23 protein-coding genes are annotated in these 25,316 nt (G+C 36.3%); 4 read left to right on the forward strand and 19 right to left on the reverse strand.

Going from position 1 to position 25,316, the window contains the following annotated elements; translation table 11 throughout:
• Nucleotides 1–5: 5 nt before the first annotated feature.
• The gene (purD, locus tag IAE51_RS04335; protein WP_200094942.1) at nt 6–1,244 is read right to left on the reverse strand and encodes a phosphoribosylamine--glycine ligase; all 1,239 of its coding nucleotides are present in this window, start codon (nt 1,242–1,244) and stop codon (nt 6–8) included.
• A 355-nt stretch (nt 1,245–1,599) separates the two neighbouring features.
• On the opposite strand from purD, the gene IAE51_RS04340 reads away from it, so the two are divergent.
• Together IAE51_RS04340 and IAE51_RS04345 are read left to right on the forward strand one after the other, a co-directional pair.
• Nucleotides 1,600–2,226, forward strand: coding sequence for a TetR/AcrR family transcriptional regulator (locus IAE51_RS04340; protein ID WP_017864721.1), 627 nt, complete (start codon nt 1,600–1,602; stop codon nt 2,224–2,226).
• Nucleotides 2,227–2,329: 103 nt separating this feature from the next.
• On the forward strand, nt 2,330–3,727 hold the full coding sequence (locus IAE51_RS04345; protein WP_200094838.1) for an MDR family MFS transporter: 1,398 nt from the start codon (nt 2,330–2,332) through the stop codon (nt 3,725–3,727).
• A 35-nt stretch (nt 3,728–3,762) separates the two neighbouring features.
• Here the strand turns inward: IAE51_RS04345 and IAE51_RS04350 are convergent, their stop codons facing one another.
• The 4 genes from IAE51_RS04350 to IAE51_RS04365 all read right to left on the reverse strand — a co-directional run bounded on the left by IAE51_RS04350 (nt 3,763) and on the right by IAE51_RS04365 (nt 8,082).
• Entirely contained in the window at nt 3,763–4,455 is a 693-nt protein-coding gene (locus IAE51_RS04350) for a YjjG family noncanonical pyrimidine nucleotidase (RefSeq protein ID WP_003130060.1), read from the reverse strand.
• 176 nt (nt 4,456–4,631) lie between these two features.
• Nucleotides 4,632–6,188: a bifunctional phosphoribosylaminoimidazolecarboxamide formyltransferase/IMP cyclohydrolase gene (gene purH / locus IAE51_RS04355; protein WP_003130058.1), complete on the reverse strand. Its 1,557-nt coding sequence runs from the start codon at nt 6,186–6,188 to the stop codon at nt 4,632–4,634.
• A 177-nt stretch (nt 6,189–6,365) separates the two neighbouring features.
• Complete coding sequence (gene hpt / locus IAE51_RS04360) at nt 6,366–6,908, reverse strand: hypoxanthine phosphoribosyltransferase (RefSeq protein WP_003130055.1); 543 nt, start codon at nt 6,906–6,908, stop codon at nt 6,366–6,368.
• Nucleotides 6,909–7,044: 136 nt separating this feature from the next.
• Nucleotides 7,045–8,082 carry an NAD-dependent epimerase/dehydratase family protein gene (locus IAE51_RS04365; RefSeq protein ID WP_033901010.1) on the reverse strand — a complete coding sequence of 346 codons (1,038 nt, stop codon included), beginning with the start codon at nt 8,080–8,082 and terminating at the stop codon, nt 7,045–7,047.
• Nucleotides 8,083–8,212: 130 nt separating this feature from the next.
• Here IAE51_RS04365 and IAE51_RS04370 point away from each other — a divergent pair, with 130 nt between their 5' ends.
• Nucleotides 8,213–8,743, forward strand: coding sequence for a TetR/AcrR family transcriptional regulator (locus tag IAE51_RS04370; protein WP_003130052.1), 531 nt, complete (start codon nt 8,213–8,215; stop codon nt 8,741–8,743).
• Between the two features lie 50 nt (nt 8,744–8,793).
• On the opposite strand, the gene IAE51_RS04375 is transcribed toward IAE51_RS04370, so the two are convergent.
• The 4 genes from IAE51_RS04375 to clpB all read right to left on the reverse strand — a co-directional run bounded on the left by IAE51_RS04375 (nt 8,794) and on the right by clpB (nt 14,935).
• Entirely contained in the window at nt 8,794–10,383 is a 1,590-nt protein-coding gene (locus IAE51_RS04375) for an ABC transporter ATP-binding protein (RefSeq protein WP_200094840.1), read from the reverse strand.
• A 166-nt stretch (nt 10,384–10,549) separates the two neighbouring features.
• Nucleotides 10,550–11,098 carry a phosphoribosylglycinamide formyltransferase gene (gene purN, locus IAE51_RS04380; protein ID WP_129880924.1) on the reverse strand — a complete coding sequence of 183 codons (549 nt, stop codon included), beginning with the start codon at nt 11,096–11,098 and terminating at the stop codon, nt 10,550–10,552.
• A gap of 28 nt (nt 11,099–11,126) precedes the next feature.
• Entirely contained in the window at nt 11,127–12,149 is a 1,023-nt protein-coding gene (gene purM / locus IAE51_RS04385; protein ID WP_200094842.1) for a phosphoribosylformylglycinamidine cyclo-ligase, read from the reverse strand.
• A 182-nt stretch (nt 12,150–12,331) separates the two neighbouring features.
• Nucleotides 12,332–14,935 carry an ATP-dependent chaperone ClpB gene (gene clpB / locus IAE51_RS04390; protein ID WP_017864728.1) on the reverse strand — a complete coding sequence of 868 codons (2,604 nt, stop codon included), beginning with the start codon at nt 14,933–14,935 and terminating at the stop codon, nt 12,332–12,334.
• A 233-nt stretch (nt 14,936–15,168) separates the two neighbouring features.
• On the opposite strand from clpB, the gene IAE51_RS04395 reads away from it, so the two are divergent.
• Nucleotides 15,169–16,509 carry a hypothetical protein gene (locus IAE51_RS04395; RefSeq protein ID WP_038600119.1) on the forward strand — a complete coding sequence of 447 codons (1,341 nt, stop codon included), beginning with the start codon at nt 15,169–15,171 and terminating at the stop codon, nt 16,507–16,509.
• 32 nt (nt 16,510–16,541) lie between these two features.
• Here IAE51_RS04395 and IAE51_RS04400 read toward each other — a convergent pair whose 3' ends face one another.
• The 10 genes from IAE51_RS04400 to IAE51_RS04445 all read right to left on the reverse strand — a co-directional run bounded on the left by IAE51_RS04400 (nt 16,542) and on the right by IAE51_RS04445 (nt 25,314).
• The gene (locus IAE51_RS04400; protein ID WP_180259729.1) at nt 16,542–17,165 is read right to left on the reverse strand and encodes an NAD-dependent epimerase/dehydratase family protein; all 624 of its coding nucleotides are present in this window, start codon (nt 17,163–17,165) and stop codon (nt 16,542–16,544) included.
• A gap of 109 nt (nt 17,166–17,274) precedes the next feature.
• On the reverse strand, nt 17,275–18,774 hold the full coding sequence (gene purF / locus IAE51_RS04405) for an amidophosphoribosyltransferase (protein ID WP_129880928.1): 1,500 nt from the start codon (nt 18,772–18,774) through the stop codon (nt 17,275–17,277).
• 114 nt (nt 18,775–18,888) lie between these two features.
• On the reverse strand, nt 18,889–19,734 hold the full coding sequence (locus IAE51_RS04410) for an oxidoreductase (protein ID WP_017864732.1): 846 nt from the start codon (nt 19,732–19,734) through the stop codon (nt 18,889–18,891).
• Between the two features lie 111 nt (nt 19,735–19,845).
• Nucleotides 19,846–22,065 carry a phosphoribosylformylglycinamidine synthase subunit PurL gene (purL, locus tag IAE51_RS04415; protein ID WP_200094844.1) on the reverse strand — a complete coding sequence of 740 codons (2,220 nt, stop codon included), beginning with the start codon at nt 22,063–22,065 and terminating at the stop codon, nt 19,846–19,848.
• Nucleotides 22,066–22,284: 219 nt separating this feature from the next.
• A complete protein-coding gene (gene purQ / locus IAE51_RS04420) occupies nt 22,285–22,956 on the reverse strand; it encodes a phosphoribosylformylglycinamidine synthase subunit PurQ (RefSeq protein WP_058204711.1) in 672 nt (223 codons plus the stop codon).
• A complete protein-coding gene (purS, locus tag IAE51_RS04425) occupies nt 22,956–23,219 on the reverse strand; it encodes a phosphoribosylformylglycinamidine synthase subunit PurS (RefSeq protein WP_010906021.1) in 264 nt (87 codons plus the stop codon). Before purS ends, purQ begins: the two co-directional genes overlap by 1 nt.
• Before the next feature lie 203 nt (nt 23,220–23,422).
• A complete protein-coding gene (purC, locus tag IAE51_RS04430; RefSeq protein ID WP_010906022.1) occupies nt 23,423–24,133 on the reverse strand; it encodes a phosphoribosylaminoimidazolesuccinocarboxamide synthase in 711 nt (236 codons plus the stop codon).
• Nucleotides 24,134–24,276: 143 nt separating this feature from the next.
• Nucleotides 24,277–24,678: a cupin domain-containing protein gene (locus IAE51_RS04435; protein ID WP_010906023.1), complete on the reverse strand. Its 402-nt coding sequence runs from the start codon at nt 24,676–24,678 to the stop codon at nt 24,277–24,279.
• Nucleotides 24,679–24,693: 15 nt separating this feature from the next.
• Nucleotides 24,694–24,987 (reverse strand): antibiotic biosynthesis monooxygenase family protein, encoded by a 294-nt coding sequence (locus IAE51_RS04440; protein ID WP_033901033.1) that lies wholly within the window; start codon nt 24,985–24,987, stop codon nt 24,694–24,696.
• Between the two features lie 12 nt (nt 24,988–24,999).
• Nucleotides 25,000–25,314 carry a carboxymuconolactone decarboxylase family protein gene (locus tag IAE51_RS04445; protein WP_033901035.1) on the reverse strand — a complete coding sequence of 105 codons (315 nt, stop codon included), beginning with the start codon at nt 25,312–25,314 and terminating at the stop codon, nt 25,000–25,002.
• Nucleotides 25,315–25,316 lie beyond the last annotated feature (2 nt).

Genomic DNA, 25,316 nt, shown 5'->3' on the forward strand with positions numbered 1-25,316 from the left:
AATTTTTATATTGCTCGTGAACCAATATCATGACGATAAAAGAAACCATTATTTTCCAATTTATCAAGTTTTTCATAAAGCAATTTTTGTGTACTTTTTACATCTTCTCCCGTTTCAGAAACAAGATAAACTCGGCCTCCACTAGAGATTAATTGATTATTTTCATTTTTGGAAACTCCTGCATAATAAACATTTAAACCTTCAGGAATTTCTGGAAGAATAAGTCCTAGTTTTGCTTGACTAGGATAGCCTTCTGCAGCAACAACCACACCCAAAGTCACACCAGACTCAAGCCATTCTAATGTTGGCTCATTTCCAGCTAAAATATCAATAATTGCTTGAGCTAAATCACTTTTTAAACGGGGGAGAACAACTTGGGTTTCAGGATCCCCAAAGCGTGCATTAAATTCAATTGTTTTGACTCCGTCTTCTGTCAAAATTAACCCTGCATAAAGAATGCCTGTAAATGACTTGCTTTCTTCTATCATTCCAGCTACTGTTGGTTTAACAACTTTTTCCAGAGCCTCATTTACAACCTCCTTAGAAATATGTAGGACCGGTGAGTAAGCCCCCATTCCCCCTGTGTTAGGACCTTTATCTCCATCAAAAGCTCGTTTGTGGTCTTGAGCAATCGGCATCGGATATATTTTCCCGTCATGGATAAAACTAAATAAAGAAAATTCTTCACCATCAAGAAATTCCTCAATCACAACTTTTCCTTGACTACCAGAAAAAATATCGGCCAGAGCTGACTTAGCGGTCTCAATATCAAAGGCAACCGTCACACCCTTTCCAGCAGCGAGCCCATCAGCTTTAATCACAAGAGGAACTCCTTTTTCATCTAGATATGCAAGAGCAGGCTCTAAGCTATCAAAAGTAGCATAATCAGCCGTCGGAACCCCATATTTTTTCATAATTGATTTTGCAAAATCTTTAGAACCTTCTAGCTCTGCGGCCATTTTATTTGGCCCAAAAATTGGTAATTCTGCTTTTATAAAAGCATCGACGACGCCATTCATCAAAGCAGTTTCTGGGCCAACAAATGTTAGTCCAATGTTTTGATTTTGAGCAAATTCAACTAATTTATCATTAGATAGTTCGGAAATATCAACTATTTGAATTCCATCTTTTTCCATTCCTGAATTGCCTGGAGCTACAAAGACTTCTTCAACTTGAGGACTTTCCATAAATTTTTTTGCTAAGGCATGTTCGCGGCCGCCAGAACCAATTACCAAAATTTTCATCATTTCTCCGATATTCCCAAACGCTTTTTATATACACAGACTTGTGTATTCAGCTATTTTATTTATTATTCAACAAATCTTGAACGAATAATAAAAGTCAAAGTGACGATAGCTCATCTATCTTTTCTTGCTTTATAAATCTTATAATTCTATCTTAAAAGATTTGTGATAAAAGAAAAAGCCTGAACAAAAGTTTCAAGAAATAAGAAGAGAGATTGTTCGGTATTTACTCAATTATAGCTAGAGTTTTCCCCTTACAATATTTAAATGACAAATTTGTTTATCAGCTTTTCTATCGCAATTTTCATTAAAAACATGTAAAATAAATCTAAGTAGAAAAAGAAAGCGAAAACTTATGGCGACTCAACCAACCAAAGATAAAATTATTAGTAGCAGCTGGGAACTTTTAGAAGAACTTCCTCTCACAGAATTTTCAATGCGTAAGTTAGCTAGTCGGCTAGGAATGACAGTGTCTTCTCTTTACTACCATTTTTCAAGTAAAGAAGCACTTTTTGCAGAACTTATTGATAAAGCAAGCCTTGAAATTATTTTTCCAGCAAATGAGAAAACGTGGCAAGACCGCCTTTTCGTCTATGGTAAAAATATTTATGCTGTTTTAGAATCTTATCCAAACCTCGCACAATTGATGATGGATTATCCACCAGAATCTGAGAACTATCTTCGGCTCTTTGATAAACTTTTAATGATTGTAGATGATCTCAAGCTTTCTGATGATCACAAATTTTACACCATTAACCTTTTTCTAAATTTTATTTACACCAGTAAAATAGATAGTGATCGTTTAGTAGAGCAACCCGAAAAACCTCTTTCTACTGTCAAAATTCCTCTGGTACAACTGGCTCCTTTTCTCGATAAATATTGGCGAACTGAAAGCCTCACCAGTCTTGGCTCTTCTGAAAGTTTTGAGTTTGGTTTACAGCTTATTATTTCAGGAATTGAAAAAATGCTTAAAATTAATTAATTTATAAAAAACTTCCTGAGGAAGTTTTTTTCTTGACTTTATTTTAGAACAATGGTATTATTTTTACCGAACAGTGTTTTAAAAATATAAAAGAAGGTTCTTTATGAATAATACTAATGATTTTAATTTAAAAAAAGTCTTACCTGCGGTTCTAACAATTGCAATTGGAATGCTTTTAGTAATGATGGATACAACCATTATGAATGTCACCCTTCCGCATATCCAGTCTGCTTTCCATCAAAATCTCTCAAATAGTCAGTGGGTCATTACTGCTTATACTTTAGCTATGGCCACAGTTATTCCATTTGCTGGATTTTTGGGAGACCGCTTTTCAGATAAAAAAGTTTTTGCTTTAGCAATCATTTTTTTCACTATCGCTTCATTTCTTGCAGCTAACGCTCACTCACTGCAAAGTCTTATTATTTGGCGAATTGCTCAAGGCTTAACTGGTGGCGTTGTTGCTCCAATCGGAATTGGGATGTCTTTTAAAATTATCCCAATGGAAAAACGAGGTTCAATGATGGGCCTTCTAGGGTTACCAATGTTGCTCGCTCCAACAATAGGACCTGCACTTTCAGGTTTCTTAGTTAAACACTTCAATTGGTCAACTGTCTTTTTGATTAATCTTCCGGTTGGAATTCTAGCTCTAATCTTTGTTCTCCTCTTTCTCCCCAATTTTCCTGCAAATAAAGCAAGTAAAATTGACTTAAAAGGGACTCTTCTTTCTCCATCTGCCTTTCCAATTTTAATTTATGGTGTACACGTTGGGACAGATAAAGGCTGGTCAAATCCTACTGCCCTCTCTTTTGTAGGCCTTGGTATAATCATGTTGCTTTTATTCATTATTGTTGAACTACGTGTTGAAAATCCTCTTTTACACCTTCGAGCTTTTGCAATTCCTGAATTTACAAAAGGAATTTCGCTCATGTGGCTCAATCAAATCGTTGTTTTCGGGGCCATGCTTTTTGTCCCACTTTACTTACAAAATGTCGTTGGACTTTCTTCTGAAAATACAGGGCTAATCATGGTTCCGCAGGCAATTGCTAGTTTTTTAGGAATGACAATCGGTGGACGTATTTTTGATAAATTTGGGACGAAAGCCGCAGTTCTGCCGGGCTTTATTCTGGGAGCTCTAAGTCTTAGTCTTTTTAGTCAAATTAAACCTAGTTCTTCTTTAGCTTTCACACTTTGTGCTATTGTTTTACTTGGTTTAAGTCAAGGTTTAGTCAATATGCAAGTTAATAATCACGCCCTTCAATCTGTTCCAATGAAAAATATCAGTCGAGTTACTCCACTAACAAATGAAATGATGCAAGTAGTCAACTCATTTGCTATTGCCTTTTTGACAGCATTTTTAAGTGGTCAAATCAAAAAACAGACTGGACTTTCTCCTTTACAAGCGAATTTAACTGCCTTCCATCATACTTTCTACTTACTTCTTATTTTTGTAAGCTTCGGTTTCATTTTAAGTCTATTTTTGAGAAAAAAAGTGAAGGCATAATAAAAAAACACTGTTAAAATAAACAGTGTTTTTTATTACCAATTTTTAACCAAAGCTGGAATTTCTAATAGGTCTTGGATTTGCACATCTGGTTGTGCTTCTCCACTAACTTCCAATTGTTTTGGATTATACCAAATTGTCTTTATTCCAGCTCTATTCCCTCCTAAAATATCAGTTGCTAGGGAGTCGCCAACGATTGTAAATTCCTTTTGATTGGCCGCTTCAATGTGGTCAAAGACATAATCGAAGAAAGCAAGTGAAGGCTTATGATGACCCACTTCTTCACTAATAAAGATTTCTCTAAAGTGATCAGAAATTCCAGACTCAAATATTCGTGGACGAGAAACACGTGAAGTTCCATTACTAACCACATACATTTCTGCCTCTTTTTCTGACAGCTCTGTCAGTAATTCTTTGGCATGATTAATCAACTCATGCCCTTGTGATAAGTAAAGTTGATATTCATCATCAACAGCAACTGGATTATAATTTACTGACACATTTAAAGCTCTAAAAGCATGGTCAAATCGAGTAGATAGAAGTTCTTCACGTGAAAGTTTTTCTGATTCGTGTAAACGCCAAAGCGCTTTGTTTTCACGAGAGTAAGTCGCACGATTTTCCTGATTATCTTCAATTTGATAGTGGGTAAAAATTTTTCCCAAAGCATCATATTCTGCTTTATCAAAATCAAGTAAGGTGTTATCAATATCAAAAAGTAGTACAGTCATTTCTTTTCCTTTGCTAAATGTATTCTTTGCATTCCCTACATTATATCAGAAAAGGAGATAAAGATGAATGTTCTGAAACTTGAAAATTTTTTCAATGACAATAGACAGATGATTTTACAATAGAAATTTTAATATTAAATTAGAGAAAAAAATCTACCCTAAAGGTAGACTTTTTATTAATGTCTAAAATGACGAAGTCCTGTGAAGACCATCGCAATTCCATATTTATCACAGGCATCGATCACTTCTTGGTCACGTACAGAGCCACCTGGTTGAACGATTGCTTTAATTCCTGCCTTAGCAATTTCATCGATATTGTCAGCAAATGGGAAAAAGGCATCCGAACCAAGAACCGCATTTTCTTGAAGTTCTACTGATTTATCTGCGGTTGCCTCTAAGGCAATTTTTACTGAGCCCACACGGTTAGTTTGGCCAGGACCAACACCAAGCGTCTGGTGGTCATTGGTCACAATAATCCCATTTGATTTGACAAACTTAACTGCTTTCCAAGCAAACTTCATGGCCTCCATTTGTCTGTCAGTTGGTTGAACTTTAGTCGCCACTGTCCATTCTTTTGGATTTTCAACAATGACATCTTGATTTTGAACAAGTAGTCCTCCAAGAACCCCTGTTACAAGCGCTTCTTTTTCTGAGGCTTCTTTTTTAGAAAAATCAACGGTTAAAAGGCGGATATTTTTCTTTTTGCTTAAGACTTCCAAGGCTTCTTTGCTATAAGAGGGTGCGATAATAATTTCAAGGAAAATCTTACTCATTTTTTGCGCAGTTGCCAAAGTTACTTCTCGATTTAAAACGATAATTCCACCGAAAATTGAAACTGGGTCTGCTTCATAGGCATAATCCCAAGCTTTTTCGATATCCGTTGCTGTTCCAATCCCACATGGATTCATATGTTTGAGGGCTACAACTGTTGGTTCTTCAAAATCTCTTGCAATTTGTAAAGCAGCATCTGCATCACGAACATTGTTATAGCTTAGTTCTTTACCATGAATTTGCTTACTTTGGGCAATTGAATAAGTCGTAGGTATTCCTGACTCATAAAAATCTGCATTTTGTTGCGGATTTTCACCATAACGCATTCCCTGTTTAAGGTCGTAAGTCAAGGTTAATTTTTCTGGTTTTACATTTTCTACTGGAAATTCTTCTGTCAAATATTGTGCAATTAAAGCATCATAACTTGCAGTGTGGCGAAATACTTTTGCTGCAAGTTGCTGACGAAAACTTAAACTTGTTTCACCTTTTACTGACAGCTCTGTCAGTACTTTTTCATAATCATTTGGGTCACAAACGACTGTGACTGACGCATGGTTTTTAGCTGCTGAACGCAACATTGAAGGACCACCAATATCAATCTTCTCAATCATTTCTGCTTGACTGCCCCCAGCAAGCAAAGTTTCTTTGAAAGGATATAAGTTTACAACAACCAAATCAATTGGAGAAATATGATGTTCTGTCATTGATTTCATGTGACTTTCCAAGTCTCTACGTCCAAGAAGGGCTCCATGAATTAGTGGATGCAATGTTTTAAGGCGCCCATCCATCATTTCTGGAAATCCTGTTACTTCATCAATTGCAATATTCGGAATTTCTTCTTGGTCCAGAACGGCTTTCGTTCCACCCGTTGAGATAATTTCCCAACCTAATTCTCGAATTTCCTTAGCAAATTCTACAATACCTTCTTTGTCTGAAACACTGATAAGTGCACGTTTTGACATGATTTCCTCCAAGTTTTCTGCTGACAATTCTGCAAGTCAAGATTTTTTCTTATAAAAGAACTGACAGAACTGTCAGTAAATATTTATCATGTCTTTATTTTACATTTATCGTTTGGAAATAAAAAGCACCAGTTTTAAAACTGGGCTTTTTTTATTATAATTGTTCGGAAATTACTTTTAGTCTTTAATTAAAAACTCTTCATTGAAAATTCCAATATATGGCAACTGGCGGTAACGTTCGGCATAATCAATTCCATAGCCCACAATAAAGGCATCCGGTACTTCAAAGCCAACATAATCAGCGTCAATATCAACTTTACGACCACTTGGTTTATCTAATAAAGAGATAATTTTTACTGAATGTGCTTGACGCCCTGTCAGCAATTTTTTAAGATAGAGCAAAGTATTTCCAGTGTCAATGATATCTTCAACAATCAAAATATCACGTCCATGAGCCACGGTTGATAAATCTTTCAAAATTCTAACTTCTCCAGAAGATGAAATCCCATAACCATAACTGGTAACATCCATAAAATCAACTTCAGCATCAATTGATAATTCTTTAAGCAAATCAACCGTAAACATGATTGACCCTTTTAATATTCCCACAACAAGTGGATTTTTTCCCTCATAATCGCGTGAAACAACTTCCGCAAGCTCTTTGACACGTTCGGCAATTTGTTCTCTGGTAAATAAAACTTCTTTTAAATGTGGATGCATTTTTCTCTCCAATTTTTTTCACAATATGTTTCTATTTTAGACTTTTTTAGAGAGAAGAAAAAGACCAGAAGTCTGACTTTGGTCTTTTTTAGCTTACAACGTTCGGAAATAGAAAATTTTCAAAACTATAATTTTCTTAATCAACTTTAATAACTCCCAAATCCAACATCGTTTGTGCCGTTTGAATAATCGCTGCTTCACCTGAACGTGGTTTCCAGCCTAAAAGTTTAACTGATTTTTCATTTGAACAAGCTGTGTTTTGCCCCAAAAATGTAGCTGGCATCGCCAAACTTTTATCAAATCGAGCTAAAATTTTGACTAAAAAATCGGGAATTACCTGAGTAGATACTTTTTTAGCTTTTGTACCAAATTCCTTTTTCAAAAACTCAGCTTGCTTTTTGTAAGTAATATTTTGGCCTGAAGTTGCAATGAAACGCTGACCAATCGCTTCATTTTTTTCAAGAGCTAGCAAATGTAAATCAGCAACATCACGAACGTCAACATAATCAAATGCTAAATTTAAAAGTCTGGGCATTTTACCTTCAAACATATTTTTTATAGCCGCACTAGAATGTGAAAAATCATTTCCAAGAATTGGACCCATAACAGCTGTAGGTAAAACCGATGCTCCTTCAATACCATAAGCTTCTGCAAGTTTCCAAAACTCCATTTCCGCCATCGTTTTAGAACGTTGGTAGGCATTAATTGGAGCATCAAGATTTGTCCAATCTTTCTCTGTGAAGATTTCTGGATGATCCTTATGCCCCGCTAAAACTGCTCCCGATGCTGAGGTCAAAACCACTCGTTTAACTCCTGCTTTCTTGGCTGCTTTCATCACAAACTTCACTCCATCTACAGCCATTTTCACCATTAAATCATCAGCGTCAGGACGTTGCAAAGGTGTTGGTGAAGCCACATGAATCACAGAATCAACACCAGTCATGGCTTGACTCCATCCTTCTTCTTTTGTCAAATCAGTTTGGACAAAATCTAAATCTGTAAAATCTGAAATTCCGCCTTGTGCCATCATTTTTTTCACTTCTTCTTGTCGAGACATCGTCCGCAATGTCGCCCGTACTCGATAGCCTTTTTTCAATAAAGCAATCATGATAAACATAGCAATATATCCAGAACCACCTGTTACAAGAATTGTTTTTTTATTTGTATTTGTCATTTAATTTTTTCCTCTGTTTTTCTTAATTCACATCTGTTACACTTGAAACTTATGTAAAATTATTGTACGATAGAAGTGTAAAAAATACAAGCCTTTGAAAAGCTTGTGTGACACAATCAGGAGAAGTGTAATGGCAGCGACAAACTATTCCCAAACTATCAAAAACGATACAAAAGATTTTATTACTACAGCAATTTTGCAACTATTAGGAATTCAAAAAACATTTGAAAAACCGAAAAATCTTGCTCAACTCACCGTTTCAAACGTTTGTAAGAGAGCCGGAGTTAGCAGAATGGCTTTTTATCGTAACTTTGAGTCCATTGACCAGGTCATTTATCAATACTATCAGCCTCAAATTTCTCAAAGTTTTGAAATCATTCGTCAGAATGTTTCTGCCAGTTCAAAAATTGAAAACCAATTAAAATTCTTTGAAGAATTTAAAGATGACCTCTTCCTTTCTGAAAGTCAAGGTTACGAACCAATTATTCGTCAGATTTATATTGAAGAAATTGAGAAATTTTATGAAAAGACAAATGACGAATATTTCATTACTTTTGTCGCAAATGGAGTTTATGCTCTTTGGCGTAAATGGTTAATGAACGGTCAAGATAAGTCAATTGAAGAAATACATGAACTCATTAGAAAAATTGTTACAATTTAAGTAAAAATAAAAAGACACTTGCACGTGTCTTTTTAATATAAATTTATTTTTTAAGCAATTTCCTGTCCTAAATGAATCACCTCATCCAAATAACTTTGAGTTTCATCATATAGATGGTGTGTAATCATAATCACCGTCAAATCAGGATTTTCTAAAATATTTTTTTCTACAGCTAGAGCTGTTTTTTTGTCAACACTCGCCGTACTTTCATCCATCACTAAAATTGGCTTACTGCCCATTAACTCTCTAGCAACAGATACTCTTTCTTGCTGACCTCCTGATAAATTTTTATCATAAACCGTATCAAGTTTATTAAATACAAAGTCATCAGCACAAGCAATTCTAATCGACTTATCAAAGATATCTGGCGAAATTTTGCGCCCTAAAGTCAAATTTTCTTCTACTGTTTCCTTAAAAAGATAGGGAAATTGCATAATCACACTCATCACACGAGGCAAAGATTTTCGATTAATTCCTTTGTAATCTTTTCCGTCTAATAAAATTTCTCCTTCATAGTCTTGCTTATTCCCAACCAACAAATTAATCAAGGTTGATTTTCCACTTCCACTATCTCCAATAATCGCGTATTTTTTTCCTTTTTCAATGACAATTTCTGGATACTCAATTTTTTGCCCATCAGGAAATGCAACAGCCAGATTTTTTAATTCTAATTTACTTTCAAAAGCTGTCACTTCTTCTCCGTCAGTAACTTTTGATTCGTCAGTAATTTTTCCATATTTCTCTAGCAGCTTTCCAGTTGCATTGAGCAATATTAAACTATTTGCTACACTTTTTGAGTAATTAGTTACTGTCCCTGACAAATTTCCGACACTCATGACAACACCAATGCCAATTTGCCCATTCATGATAAGAAAACCAGCAACAGCTAAAATCAAAAACTGCCCTAACATACTTGTCCCTAATAAAGAATACTGCATCCAAGCACGAGTAAAAATTAATTTCACATTCGCCGTAGCTAATTGATTAAATTTCCCCATGGTTCGCTCTTGCATAAGACCCAATTGTTTATTATGATAAAGCACTTCATAACCACGCAAGTAATCCGTAGATGTCGCTAAGGCATCATTTGCAAGCTCCGACACTTGTTCCGTATCTCGTTCCACTGATTGTTTAAACATTTTTGGAAAATAGAACAAAAGTGCTCCAACCAAAAGGGTTGTCAAAAGCAATACCCAGTGGAAAAAGATAATAGCAATTCCTGAGAATAGCATCGCAACAATTCCCGTATAAACAAAATAAATCTGGTGGAAACCATTATCATAAAGTAGTTTTGTATCATTATTTAACCACGAGTTATAATCTTCCTTACTATTTTTTTCAAAATCAGAATAAGAAATTTCCGTCAGAGGCTCAATGATATCCCGGCGTACAGCATTAAGCTGTTTTTGTATGGCAATTTCTTTCCAAACATCACGCGCTCCTTGAACAAAACTATCGACCATCCAAAGGATAATATCAATAGCTAACCATAAGAAAAATTGATTCATCTCTTTTGCAATCAAAGAATTGAGCACATTTGCTAAAAAGACCGAACTCAAAACCGCAAGAGCAATATCAATCGTGATAAGTAAGAAAACCATAAAATTTTCAAATTTGAATTCTTTAAGATACTTTACCATTTTTCCTTCTCTTATTTTACTTAAGATTATGTTACCACTACATTTTAGCATTTAAATTTCAAAAGTAAATAGCGCTTACAAAAGTATTTTAGATGTTTTATTTTCTTAAAAGAACTGAAAATTTTCTCTTATTTTTATTAAGCTAAAACGTAAGAAAAAAACTTCATCATTGCTGATGAAGTATAATTTGGCGAACGACTTCTGGATAGAGCTTGTGCTCTGCTTCATGAACAGAACGCTCATAGACTTCTAAATCTTCGTGATAAGCGAGCGAGATTTGAGCAATCAATTCCCCAGTATCAACACCCTCATCAACATAATGAATACTGATTCCCAACCCCTTTTTTGCCTCATGTGATTCTTCAATCGCATGAGGTGAACCAGCAAAATCCGGAAGATAAGAAGGGTGAACATTGATTATCTTTCCTTTATATTTTGATAACACCGTCGCACCAATAATTTTCATGTAGCCCGCCAAGAGAATTAAATCAATTTCTTGATCTTTTAAAATTTCCACCAAGGCCTTTTCATAATCCACTTTTGAAGAAAATTCTTTTAACTCAAAACTTGCCTTTGCCACCCCTAATCGCTCAGCACGTTCAAGTACATAAGCATCATGATGGTCTGAAAAAACAAATTTCACTTGGTCTGGAAATTGTTCAGCTAGTGTTTGAAAGTTTGAGCCATTTCCTGATGCAAATACTGCAATTTTCATGCTATCCCCTATTCTCAATGAAAAAAATTTATTTTTTAATCACTACTGCTGAATCTTGTCTTTTGACCATTTTACCAATTTCAAATACATTCAACTCTTTTTTGAGAGTTTCGGCATTTTCAGGAGCAACAGCGATTACCATTCCAATTCCCATATTGAAAATTTCATACATTTCTTCATGTTTGATATCCCCATATTTTTCAAGAGCTTTGAAAATTGGTAAAATATCCCAAGAACCTTCAACAATTTCAGCCGACAAGCTATTTCCGAACATTCTTGGTAAATTCTCATGGAATCCTCCGCCTGTAATATGAGCAATCCCTTTTATTTTATTTTGTTTAATCAAGGGTAAAAGCTCTTTGACATAGATTTTTGTCGGAGTTAAAAGAGTATCAATCAAAGATTGGTCAAGTTCAGGCAACGATTCATTCAAATCAAAGTCAGCAAAAACTTTCCGAACCAAAGAGTATCCGTTAGAATGAATCCCAGATGAGGCAAGACCAAGCAAAACATCGCCCGCTTCCACATCTTTTTCGCCATCAATTAATTGTGATTTTTCAGCCACACCCACAGCAAAACCAGCTAAATCGTAATCATCTTCATCATACATTCCGGGCATTTCAGCTGTTTCTCCACCAATCAGCGCTGCTCCTGCTTGCAAGCAACCTTCGGCCACTCCAGCCACAACTTGCTCCAATTTTTCAGGAATATTTTTCCCTGTGGCAATATAATCCAAAAAATACAGTGGTTCAGCCCCAGCAGCAATAATATCATTGACGCACATGGCTACGCAATCAATCCCAATCGTGTCATGTTTGTCTGCTTGAATGGCTAACATCAATTTAGTTCCCACACCATCTGTCCCTGAAATCAATACAGGCTCTTTGACATCAAGCACGGATAAATCAAAACTTCCACCAAAACCACCCAGTGCCCCAAGCACACCCAAACGTTCGGTTTTAGCCACATGCTTCTTAATACGAGAAACCACCTCATATCCTGCTTCTACATCTACCCCAGATTTTGCATACGCATTCTCAGACACTGTCATTCTCCATTTTCTGATTTATTTTATTCTACTTCCATGTTAAATGATTTTCAAACATAAAAAAAGTTCCAGCGGGTAGTACTGAAACTTTTCGATTGAATCGTTCGGAAATAACAAATTATTTCAACTGTAACTGTCTATCAAATATAAAAAACCGCCAGCATCAGCTAACGGTTTTTTTCTATTTATTCAGCAATCGTTTGAATATCAAAGTCAATCTTGTTATCTATAAGTGTTACAATAACTTTTGATTTTGGTGGAATTTTTCCTCCGATAATCAGCTTAGCTAATGGATTTTCGATGACTTTTGTCAAATAACGTTTGAGTGGACGTGCACCATAAGCTGGTTCATAAGCATTTTCGGCAATCCAAACTTTTACTTCTTCACTCAACTCAAGTTGAACATCCATTTCTTCAAGACGATGTGAAAGTTGGCTAGTCATTTTAACGATAATATTCTTAATATCCTCAAGTGCCAATGGTTTGAAAAGAATGGTATCATCAATTCGATTTAGAAATTCTGGTTTGAAATGTGCCCGAAGTTGAGCCATCACGTTTTCAGTTGTTTCTTCAGAAATTTCACCATTTTCTCCAACATTATCAAGCAAATATTGAGAACCGACATTTGAAGTCATAATCAACACTGTGTTCTTAAAGTCAACGAGAACACCTTTAGAGTCAGTCAAACGGCCGTCATCCAAAACTTGCAACAAGATATTGAAGACATCTGGATGTGCTTTTTCGATTTCATCAAGCAAGATGATTGTATAAGGATTACGACGAACGGCTTCAGTCAATTGGCCTCCTTCATCGTAACCGACATATCCCGGAGGTGCTCCGACTAACCGAGAAACTGAGTGTTTTTCCATATATTCACTCATGTCAATCCGAACCATATGTTCTTCTGAATCAAAGAGATTTTCAGCCAAAGCTTTCGCGAGTTCGGTCTTACCTACCCCAGTTGGACCGAGGAAGAGGAATGAGCCAAGTGGACGATTAGGGTCTTGAATTCCTGCACGCGCACGAATAATGGCATCAGATACGGCTTCAACAGCTTCATCTTGTCCAACGACCCTTTGATGCAGTGTTTCTGGCAAGTGAAGTAATTTTTCACGTTCACCTTCAACCAATTTGGTAATTGGAATACCTGTCATGCGTCCAACCACTTCGGCGATTTGTTCTTCAGTGACTGATTCTTGAACTAAGGATAAATCATCTGATTTTGCTTTTTCTTCAATAGCTTTGAGTTCTTTTTCAATTTCAGGAATTTTACCATAACGAAGGGCTGCTGCTTTTTCTAAGTTTCCTTCATTTTGAGCTTCTTCCAATTCGTGGCGAGCATGTTCTAATTCATTTCGTTTTTCAGAAATATTGCCCACTTCTTTTTTCTCAGCTTCCCATTGAGCTTTGAGTTGATTATTTTCTTCTCGAAGTTCAGCAATTTCACCACGTATAATTTCAAGACGTTTCTTAGAAGCATCATCTCGTTCTTTTTTGAGGGCCGCTTCTTCAATTTCTAATTGCATCAAGCGACGATTAGCTTGGTCAAGTTCAGTTGGGAGTGAATTCATTTCTACACGAATTGTTGCACTGGCTTCATCAACCAAGTCAATGGCTTTATCTGGTAAAAATCGGTCAGTAATATAACGATTTGAAAGGGTTGCTGCTGCGACTAAAGCATTATCATGAATGGTCACTCCATGGTGAATTTCAAAACGTTCTTTTAGACCACGCAAGATTGAAATTGTATCTTCAACAGTAGGTTCAGTAACCAATACCTTTTGGAAACGACGTTCAAGTGCTTTATCTGTTTCCATGTATTTACGATATTCATCCAAGGTAGTTGCCCCAATCAAATGGAGTTCACCACGTGCAAGCATTGGTTTTAAAAGGTTCCCAGCGTCCATTGAACCTTCTGTTTTACCTGCACCAACAATCGTATGAAGTTCATCAATAAAGAGGATAATTTGTCCATCTGATTTTTTCACTTCATTAAGGACTGCTTTCAAACGTTCTTCAAATTCACCACGATATTTCGCTCCTGCAATCAGGGCACCCATATCAAGTGAAAAGATTGTTTTATCTTTCAGATTTTCAGGAACGTCTTTTCTGACAATCCTTTGTGCCAATCCTTCAACAATGGCTGTTTTACCAACCCCAGGTTCACCAATAAGAACGGGGTTATTTTTTGTTTTACGAGAAAGCACTCGAATGACATCACGAATTTCTTCATCACGTCCAATGACAGGATCTTGTTTACCTGATTTAACTTGAGCAACGAGATCTACCCCATATTTTTCAAGTGCTTTGTATGTTTCTTCTGCATTTTGACTGGTCACTTTATCACCTCCGCGTAATTTTTCAATTGCAGCTTGCGCTTTTGCTTTTGTTAGTCCATGGCTAACCAAATAACTGGTCAATGGATTTTGTTTTAATTCAAAGAGGGCAAGGAGAATAATCTCGGTTGATAAGTATTCATCGCCCATTTTTTGCGCAATTTTGTCTGCTTCAGTAAATATTTGGAACAAATCTGGACTTAGGTTTTGACCATAAGTAATATTTGAACCTTCTACTGAATTAATTTTGTCAATTTCTTTTTCAATTAAATTTGTAAAGTCATCTAGGTCAATCCCTAAATCTTTATAAAAGTTCGCCCCAAAACTATTAGGTTGAACAAAAATTCGCCATAAATGTGGAACTTCAATCACTTGGTGATGACGAACTTGCGCAATTTGTTGCGCTGAACCAAGTGCTTCTTGCATCGTTGTTGTCATTTTTTCGATGTCCATAAAAACACCTCATTTCGATTTCATAGTTAGTAGTGATTATTATCTTTTTCTCACTACATTCTAATTATAATACTTTGGTCAGTAATGGTCAAACTTTTTGATTCGTTATTTATAAAAAATTATTTACACTTTTTAAATGAATTATTTGTGTACTAATCATAGTGAAGCTGTCTTTTTAATACACTTTGCCTTATAATGGATTTAGATGTCAAAATAGAAAAGATAGGAGAAAAATGACTCAACAACTAAATTCTTTGGGAAAGTCTGCCCTCTTAATATTAAGTAATACAATTATTGTCCTTCCATTCATGATTTTTATTCAAATTGCAAAAGGAACCTCGCTTCTTGCCCTCCTTCCTTTTTTGCTCTTTTATACTTTCAGAATGACTGGCGTATTCTTTATAAGGGGAATAAAAACAAGAATCAACAGCTATAGTCTTTTAAAAATTTCATTGTATGCCGGTTTACTTGGTTGCTTGTTAGGATTTATGGGTTCTTTCTACTTTCCTTTCTATACTTTATCCGGAATTCTTTTAGGAGTGAGTGCAGCTTGGTTGCCGATGTCAAACACTTCGGTAAATTATTATCTAAAAAATACTAACCAGCTTATCAAAGGAAAAACCTTAGTTAGCTTACTTTTGTTTTTAGCACTTGGCTTTTCTTTTGTCTTATCCCCTTCTCTAAAATATCCCCTGTTCTTTGTCTTCTATGGAATAGTTTATCTTCTCTCCTTCCAATTAGTTGGAAATTTGGACAATTACAAAGTTGATCCAAATGATTTAGAAAAAGCTTCATATAAATATCTTATTTTATTTGCTTTATTTTTTGTTTGCCTCTTTCTATTACGTTCAAGTCGATTACTTGCCAATAGTTTAGAATTTGATTATTTCATTTTCGGATTTTTCTTTTTGGTCACCCTCTACATTGTCGCTACGAATTTTTTCAAAAATAAAATTCAAAGAAATATCCCTCGTAAATTATCATATTTGACAGCTATTAATGGGGCAGTGGGAAATTATTTATTTCTTTTTTGTTCTTTGTATGTCGCTGGTTTTTATGGTCATCAGCATTTATTTTTACAGTTTTATCTTCCTTATGTTTTAGGAATTGTCTTTGCCTCTAAGGTCAAAAATTTACTTGGAAATAATGTCAAAACCTACTCTTTAATCGGCATTTTTCTAGGTTTACTTTTGATTGTTTTTAGTCCTCTATTTGCTCTAGGTTTATTCCTTACTAGCTTATTCAAAGGAAGTTTAAATTCAAGCTTAACTCAAGACTATGAAAGTACTGTTAATATCGTTGAAGATAAACGGATCTGGGTAAAATATACCATTCAAAATATCGGAAGTATTCTTCACCAATTTTTGTTAATGCTTTTAGGTTCACTCATCATCATGAAAAATGGCTTATCTATCAAGACCTTGTTCGTCATTACTTCAACTCCTATTCCTACAGCTCGAAGTATTGAACTAATGAAATCATGGAATCTTATTGCTACGTCATTGATTATCTTAATTATCATCGCCTATCTTATTTATCCAAAAATAGTTCCACTTCTTAAAAAATCAAAGTAAATTAGAAAAACTCATGTCTAAACATGAGTTTTTTATTTAATACGAGAGGTCAGTGAACTTTCTTTTCCTTCGATAATTTTATGAATCTCTTTAGCAAATTGACTTCGTTTAATTGGACGATAACTTTTTAAGAAAGAAAAAATTGGAATTTTTATGAGTGGCTCCAATAGGCGTGCTGGAAAATAACTGCTTTTTCGTGAAGCATCATAGACAATTCCTGGAAAAACAGAAACAAATCTTGATTTCAAACGTTTTTGACCATAAGCCTCCACTTCTTTTTTAGCTTTCATATAGTCATTCATAAAAAAAGGACCATCATTTGCCGAAATAAAAAGACATTGATTTTCTGAGTTAACTATTGTATCAATAATTATTTTTGCTGGTTGAATACTATTTTTTTCATAAGTTGTTCCCTTTGATTTACTTGGAAATAGAATTCCTACCGCATCAATCACCCAATCTGATTTTTGTAAAAGTTCTTGCCAATCACCGGTTTCATTTAGATTAGCGGAATGATAGATGACTGGCTCAACTAGATTATCTTTAGATTTACCATTTCTTGATAAACTGTGTAATTCATAATCCACAGCTTGAGCAAGCTCTTTGAAAATACCTTGGCCAACTAGTCCTGTTCCTCCAACTATTGTAATAATCATTTGCTCACCTCACTTGCTTTTATTTCTTATCCTAACATATTAAAAGGAGTAATTTAAAATAATCGCTTTAGAATTTAGCTAAAAAAACTAGAGTGAGTCCTCTAGTTTTTCATTTCACGCTATTTTTCGCTAACGATTCCAAATAGTCAGCTTCATAATCATAAAGCGGCGTTGGATATTCGCCATCAAAATATGACAAGCAAAGTTTATCATGACCAATCGCCTCGACAAGTCCTGTCTGGCTGAGATAGGTCAGACTATCTGCTCCGATAGCTTCTCTGATTTCATCAGTCGTGTGTGTAGCTGCGATGAGTTCGTCACGATCTTGAATATCAATGCCATAAAAACATGGATATTTGAGAGCGGGACTGGCGATTGCCACATGAACTTCAGCGGCGCCTGCGTCTTTGAGGAGTTTGACAATGCGACGGCTGGTTGTCCCACGCACAATACTATCATCAACCATAATGACGCGTTTTCCTTCTACAACACCTCGAACAGCACTCAATTTCATGCGAACGCCTTGTTCACGAAGTTCTTGAGTCGGTTGAATGAAAGTTCTTGCCACATACTGATTTTTAATCAGGCCCATTTCGTAAGGCAAGCCAGATTCTTCAGCGTAGCCTGAAGCAGCACTGAGTGATGAATTAGGAACACCGATGACAATATCAGCATCAATTTGGGCTTCCTGGGCTAAAATTTTTCCTGAACGTTTTCTGGCAGTATGAACATTAACTCCAGCGATATTACTGTCAGGACGGGCAAAATAGATGTATTCCATTGAACAAATGGTCATGTTGGTGCTGTCAGTAAATTGGTCCACATGAATGCCGTCATCATTAATTTCAATAATTTCACCGGGTTGAACATCTTGAATCCAAGTGGCGCCAACGACATCAAAAGCACAAGTTTCTGAGGCTACAACAAGTGCACCGTTGCTCATTTTACCGATTGAGAGTGGTCGAAATCCATTAGGGTCAAGGGCTGCGACAATTGAATTTTCAGTCATAATGAGATAGGCAAAGCCACCTTTGACCGTATTGAGCGCTTCTTTGACTCTGCCCATAAATTCTGGATGATGACTACGACGAATCAAGTGCATGAGGATTTCTGTGTCTGAATTACTGGAGAAGATTGCCCCAGATTTTTCAAGTTCACAGCGCAATGATTGGGCGTTGGTTAAATTTCCATTGTGGGCAAGCCCAAGTGCTCCATCATGAAATTCAAACTGGAAAGGCTGAATATTATTGATATTTGCTGAACCAGCCGTGGCATAACGGACGTGACCGATGGTTACTGAGCCTGTCAGCTCTTCCAAATCTTTTTCATCACGGAAAACTTCTGTGACCAGACCCAGACCACGATGACGATTGAGTTTGCCATTATTATTGACCAAAATCCCTGCCCCTTCTTGCCCACGATGTTGGAGAGCATGAAGTCCAAAATAGGTCAGGCGAGCGGCATCAGGATGTCCCCAAACACCGAAAAGTCCACATTCTTCATTTAAATGAGATCGTTCGTCATCTGGATGTTGTTGCCACCAACTATTTTCATTGGACGAATTCTTCCCCAGCACTCTTAAATCAAGCGTCTGTTCTTTGCCAAACATAATTTTTTCCCTCTATCGATTCTTTTATTATATTTTAATTCTATCTATATTGTTTGGAAATAAAAAGTCCTAATAGGACTTTTTTAATTTTTTCAAGTTAATTGTTCGGAAAAATCATTTCCAATAATCTTCTTCTCCAAAATCAAGATGCTTGGCATCTTCTTTATATTTTTCAAATTCGGCAAGAGCTTCTTCAAAAACTTGTTTAGAAAGTTGGTAAGCATCTTTGCCCATAAGATAGTGCATTGGTGGATTTTCAAGTTTGGAAACTTTGATAAATGCTTTGGCTGCCGATGCTGGATTCCCTACCTGAGTGCCAGAATATGAATTTAGATGTTCAAGCAGTTTATGCGCCTTTTCATAATCTGAAAACTTATCTGGAGCACTCTCTTTGGAACGCCCTGCCCAATCTGTCCGAAAAGAACCAGGTTCAATATTTGTCACAAAAATCCCTAAAGGTTCAACTTCTTTTCGGAGCGTTTGAAAAAGTCCCTCCATAGCAAATTTTGTAGCATGATAATAAGAAAGGTTTTCAGTTGTTGTCAGTCCACCACGGGATACCGTATTTAGAATACGCCCCGATTTTTGTTTACGCATATAGGGTAGAACCGCTAAGGTCATATCATTCGCTCCCCAGAAGTTTGTGTCCATCATCTTACGCACTGCTGATTGATCAGATTCTTCCATGACACCAAAATAGCCAAATCCTGCATTGTTAACCAGAACATCAATTCGTCCAAACTTAGCGATTGTTTCAGCAACAGCTTTTTGAATAGAATCTCCTTTCGTCACATCAAGACTTATTTTTAAAATATTTTCTTTGTCAGGAAGCTCTGACAAAGTTGATAATTGCCGAGCAGTAGCAACTACTTTATAGTCTTGAGCAATTAATTCTTCAACCAAAGCTCTACCAAAACCCGTTGAACTTCCAGTAACAAGCCATACTTCATCTTTTTGCATTTTGAAACCCTCTTTCGATTAAATATAACAAAATTATACTTCTTTGTTTCTTTAGTGTAAAGTAAATGATTTTTATTAATTTTAAGTAAAAAAAGACATCTATATCAACTTTTATTTCATCAGAGCTGGCAACGCACCTTCATAAATGCTGACAGCTTCGTCAGTAGAAATAGAAAGTTCATTCATTTCCAAAATTCCGCTGTCAGTAACTTTTCCGATTACTTCGCCACTGACCGAACTTTCTGTCAGTAATTTTTCAAAAGCAGCTTGATTTTCTGGTGAAATTGAGAGTACAAAGCGACCTTGCGTTTCTGAGAATAATTGGGCATTGGTTAAATCAACTTTCACATCAACGCCTAAGCCATTTGCAAAAGCAGATTCAGCCAAGGCAACCGCTAACCCTCCTTCTGCCAAATCATGTGCTGAGCTGACCAATCCGTCAGTAATTGCTTTTAAAACAAAATCTTGATTGATTTTTTCAGTTTCTAAATCAAAATCAATTCTGCCAGAAATTTCTCCTGTCAGCATTTTTTGAAGTTCAGAACCTGAAAAATCATCAAAGGTTTGACCAACCAAAACAATCAAATCACCCGCTTTTTTAAATTCTTGAGTCGTAATATTTTTTACATTCTCAATCAAACCAACCATTCCAATCATCGGCGTAGGTAAAATAGCTGAACCGTTTGTTTCATTGTAAAGACTAACATTTCCTGAAATAACCGGTGTATCAAGAGCCAAACAAGAACGTGAAATTCCGTCAGCCGCCGTTGTTAATTCCCAAAATTGTTCTGGTTTTTCCGGATTTCCAAAGTTCAAACAGTCAGTAATCGCAAGCGGTTTTCCACCAGAGGCCACGATATTACGAGCCGCTTCAGCAACTGCGATTGCTCCTCCTTTTTCTGGATCAAGATAGAGGTAGCGAGCGTTACAGTCTGTTGTCATCGCAAGTGCTTTGTTAGTTCCACGCACTCGTAAAACTGCGCTATCTGAGCCTGGTGCAACAACAGTGTTGGTCATCACGCGCGAATCATAAGTTTCATAAATTGATTTCTTGCTAGCAATTGTCGGTTGAGCCAAAAGTTTTTTGAAAATTTCACTGACCGCGCTGTCTGTAATTTCTGGAAGATATTTTTCGCTGTCAGTAAATTTTTGAATTCGCTCAGGAACTTTTGCCTCACGATAATAAGTCGGGGCATCTTCCGCCAATGAATCAACTGGAACATGAGCAACCATTTGCCCTTTATGATAAAGCGTATAAAAACCATCATCAGTCACTTGCCCAATATTCACAGCATCAAGGTCGTATTTTTTAAATAAATCAATAATTTCTTGTTCATGTCCTTTTTTGACACAAAGCACCATACGCTCTTGTGACTCAGACAACATCATCTCATAAGGAATCATTTCTGTTTCACGCTGAGGCACATTATCCAAGTTAAGACGCAGGCCTGACCCAGCTTTTGAAGCCATTTCTGATGTAGATGAAACCAATCCAGCTGCTCCCATATCTTGAATTCCAACTAAAATATCGCCATGATTTTGAATGACTTCAATACAAGCTTCAAGCAATAATTTTTCCATAAATGGATCACCGACTTGAACCGCTGAACGTTGTGTTTCTGAACCAGAACCAAATTCTTTAGAAGCAAAAGACGCCCCATGAATGCCGTCACGTCCTGTTTTCGCTCCGACATAAAAAATAGAATTCCCTACACCTTTAGCTTGTCCTTTTTGTATGTGTTTATGTTCAATCAAACCCACACACATGACATTCACCAAAGGGTTTCCAGCGTAAGATTCATCAAAGGCTACTTCGCCACCAACCGTCGGAATTCCAATACAGTTTCCATATCCCGCAATCCCGGCTGTCACTTGGTCCACAATATGACGTGTTTTACCATTGTCAATTGGCCCAAAACGTAAACTATCCAAAATTGCAATTGGACGAGCTCCCATTGAAAAAATATCACGAATAATACCACCAGAACCAGTTGCTGCACCTTCATAAGGTTCAACGTAAGATGGATGATTATGAGATTCAGCTTTGAAAACAACCGCCAAATTATCACCAATATCCACAACCCCAGCCCCTTCACCAGGCCCCATCAAGACTTGTGGCCCAGTCGTCGGAAATTTTTTTAAGACAGGTTTTGAATTTTTGTAGCAGCAATGTTCTGACCACATCACGGCATACATCCCAGTTTCCGTAAAGTTTGGCAAACGGCCATCAAGAATCTCATCCTTGATTTTCAAATATTCTTCATCCGTCAGTCCCCACTCACGGTAAATTTTGCTTTCTTGAATCTGTTCTGGTGACATCTCCAAAGTCATGTTATTCTCCTATAAGATATGAGAAACGCTTGCTTAAAAACGTAGAAAACTACAGCCCAATTTACTGCATTAGTAGTCTAAAGAATATACGTTCCAACAGAAATGCAACTTGTATATTCTCTACTTTAAAAGCTTTCAGCGCTCTGAATTCAATTATTTCAAATTACAAATTTACTGACAGATTCGTTTTTTAAAATCTAAATTCTGTCAGTAATTTTTTTATTTTCCAACAAAGTTTTTCAAGACAGAAGCAAACAAATCTACTCCATCAGCGCCACCAAGCAGTTCTTCCATGGCCCGCTCAGGGTGAGGCATCATCCCAAGCACATTTCCTTCTTTATTGACAATTCCAGCAATATTTTCAACTGACCCATTAGGATTTTCGTCAGCATAAGTGAAAATAATTTGCCCATTTGCTTTAAGTTCAGCAAGCTGAGCTTCGTCAACAACATATTGACCCTCACCGTGAGCAATTGGTAAATTAATCAAAGCGTCCTTGGCATATTCAGTCGTAAAATTACTTTGATTATTTTCAACTTTAAGAGCTTGCCATTTGGAAACAAATTTCAAACCCTCATTGCGAATCAATACACCCGGTAAAAGCCCAGATTCAACCAAAATTTGAAATCCATTGCAAGTGCCAAAAACCGGTTTTCCTTCTTTAGCCAAACGTTTGATTTCCGGCATAATATTGGCAAATGACGCAATCGCACCACAGCGTAAATAATCACCATAAGAAAAGCCCCCTGGAATCAACACTCCGTCAAAACCTGCAAGCGACTTCTCATCATGCCAGACAAATTCTGCCTCAGCTCCCATAACATCACGAATTGCCCAAAGTAAATCAAAATCACAATTTGACCCTGGAAATTGAATGACTGCAAATTTCATTAATTAGCTCCTTCGCTTTGTTCATTCAAAATTTCAACTTTATAAGTTTCCATATTTGGATTTGCCAACAATTCATTGGCAATTTCAATTGCTTTTGCGCGAGCAATCTCAGCTTCTGCATCAAATTCAAAATCGAAAAATTTTCCAACATTTAATTCTGTAACTTCTTGATAACCCATTTTATGAGTTGCCGCTTTAATCGCTTGGGCTTGAGGGTCAAGAATTGAGGCTTTGTAAGCCACGTAAACACGTACTTTAGTCATTTTAAAATTCTTTCTATATAAGATGTGAGGGACGCTCGTTCAAAAGTGACGAAAATTAGGAAAATGTGGTTCTGCATCATTCGCCTTGCGACTTTAGTCGCGTAGCAATAACGGATAGCGTAGCTATCTATTTTCAGAACTTTTAGCGGCCCGAACTCAGTTAATATAAGATGTGAGGAACTGTCCTAAAAACTAGAACTCATTTATTTCGCATTTTCTAACAAATTCAAAACTTCAGTATAAGTTTCAACTAAATCGCCAATATTACGTCTGAAAACATCTTTATCCATATGCTGACCATTCGCATCCCAGAGACGTGAAGTATCAGGTGAAATTTCATCAGCAAGAATAATTCTTCCGTCAGCAAGACGGCCAAATTCAAGTTTGAAATCAACCAAAGTTAAGCCGATTTCAGCCCAGATTTTTTTAAGAATCTCGTTGATTTTACGCGTTTCACTCTTTAAAAATTCAATCTCTGAATAAGTTGCAATGTTCAGGAATCTAACATGTTCATCATTAATAAATGGGTCATCTAAAGCATCATCCTTATAGTAAAACTCAACAATTGGTTCTTGTAAAACAATTCCTTCTTCAAGACCAAATCGTTTGGCAAAAGAACCAGCAACAACATTTCTTAAAACAACTTCTAAAGGAATTATTGAAACTTTCCTATTCAATTGTTCGGTTTTTGATAACTTTTCTATGAAATGCGTTTCTAAACCTTCAGCATTTAATTTTTCAAAAATTAATGAAGTAATTTGATTATTTAGAGCACCTTTTCCCGTAATCTGTTCTTTACGAGCACCATTTAATGCAGTCGCTTGGTCACAATATTCCACCCAGAGCACCTCTGAATCATCAGTAAAATACAGTTTCTTAGCTTTTCCTTCATAGAGCAACTTTTCTTTTTCCACAATATCCTCCATCCATTTAAGGAATTCTTTATGCTTCTTATTCTATTCTAATGAGCCAAATAAAAAAAGCTCTAGCGGATAAAACTAGAACTTTTTCAATTTATTGTTCGGTTTTGCTGAATGTTCGGAAATACTCTTTTATTTTATAAGTTTTCATATTGTTCATCAGAAACTTCTTCTAACCAAACTGCTTCTCCTGCGGTAATGGCCACATGACTGAACCAGCTATCTTTTGTCGCTCCATGCCAATGTTTAACTCCTGCATGAGTAACAATTGTATCGCCCGCATGTAAAAGTTGGGCCTCCTTACCCTCTTCTTGATACCATCCCTCACCGGCTGTAACCAATAAAACTTGATAACCATCTTTATGAATATGCCAATGATTACGACAGCCCGGCTCAAAAGTCACATTTCCCACACCAAAGGGCAAGTCCTTATCCGCAATCATTCCTTCTAAATAAGATTGGCCAGTAAAATAAGCGCCATAAGGATTTTTTTCACCTTGAGGAAAAATAAGTGCATTCTCTAATTCTTTTTTATTCATTTCGTTCTCTCTTTTCTAATCAATCTGTTGATAACGCGTTACCTTTAGGCGCAGTTGATATTTTTCTCTCAATTCAGCAATTTTTGCCATCATCGGACTTTTATGATGAATGTCAATTGCTTCTTGGTTTTCCCATTCATCAATCAATAGAATTGCTTGTTGATTATCCAAAGGAACAAAATATTCATAACGTAAATTTCCACTTTGTTGACGTATTTTATAGACAAGACCAGAACTGACCATTTCGTCAGCAAAGAGATGGGCCTTCTCCCCCTCACCTTGGTACAAAATGTTGACCGTAATTGTCATATCTTTCCCCTCTTATTCCCAAATTTTTTTTGCAATATTAAAAGCCGACCAAGCCTTTGGCCACCCCACATAAAAACTCAGATGAGTAATTATTTCTGAAATTTCTTCCTGACTTATTCCATTTTCTTTTCCTTTTGCCATATGAAAATTTAATTGTTCAAAATTTCCACCAGCAATCAAAGCAGTAATCGTAATGACACTACGTTCATGTGCTGAAAGTTCTTTTTCACGACTCCAGACTTCTCCAAAAAGAGTATTGTCATTTAATTCAGCAAATTTTGGGGCAAATTCTCCAAGTTGTTCATGTCCTGCGGTTTGTTTTTCCATTT

The sequence above is a fragment of the Lactococcus sp. S64 genome, from assembly GCF_016516525.1.
Taxonomy (GTDB): domain Bacteria; phylum Bacillota; class Bacilli; order Lactobacillales; family Streptococcaceae; genus Lactococcus; species Lactococcus lactis.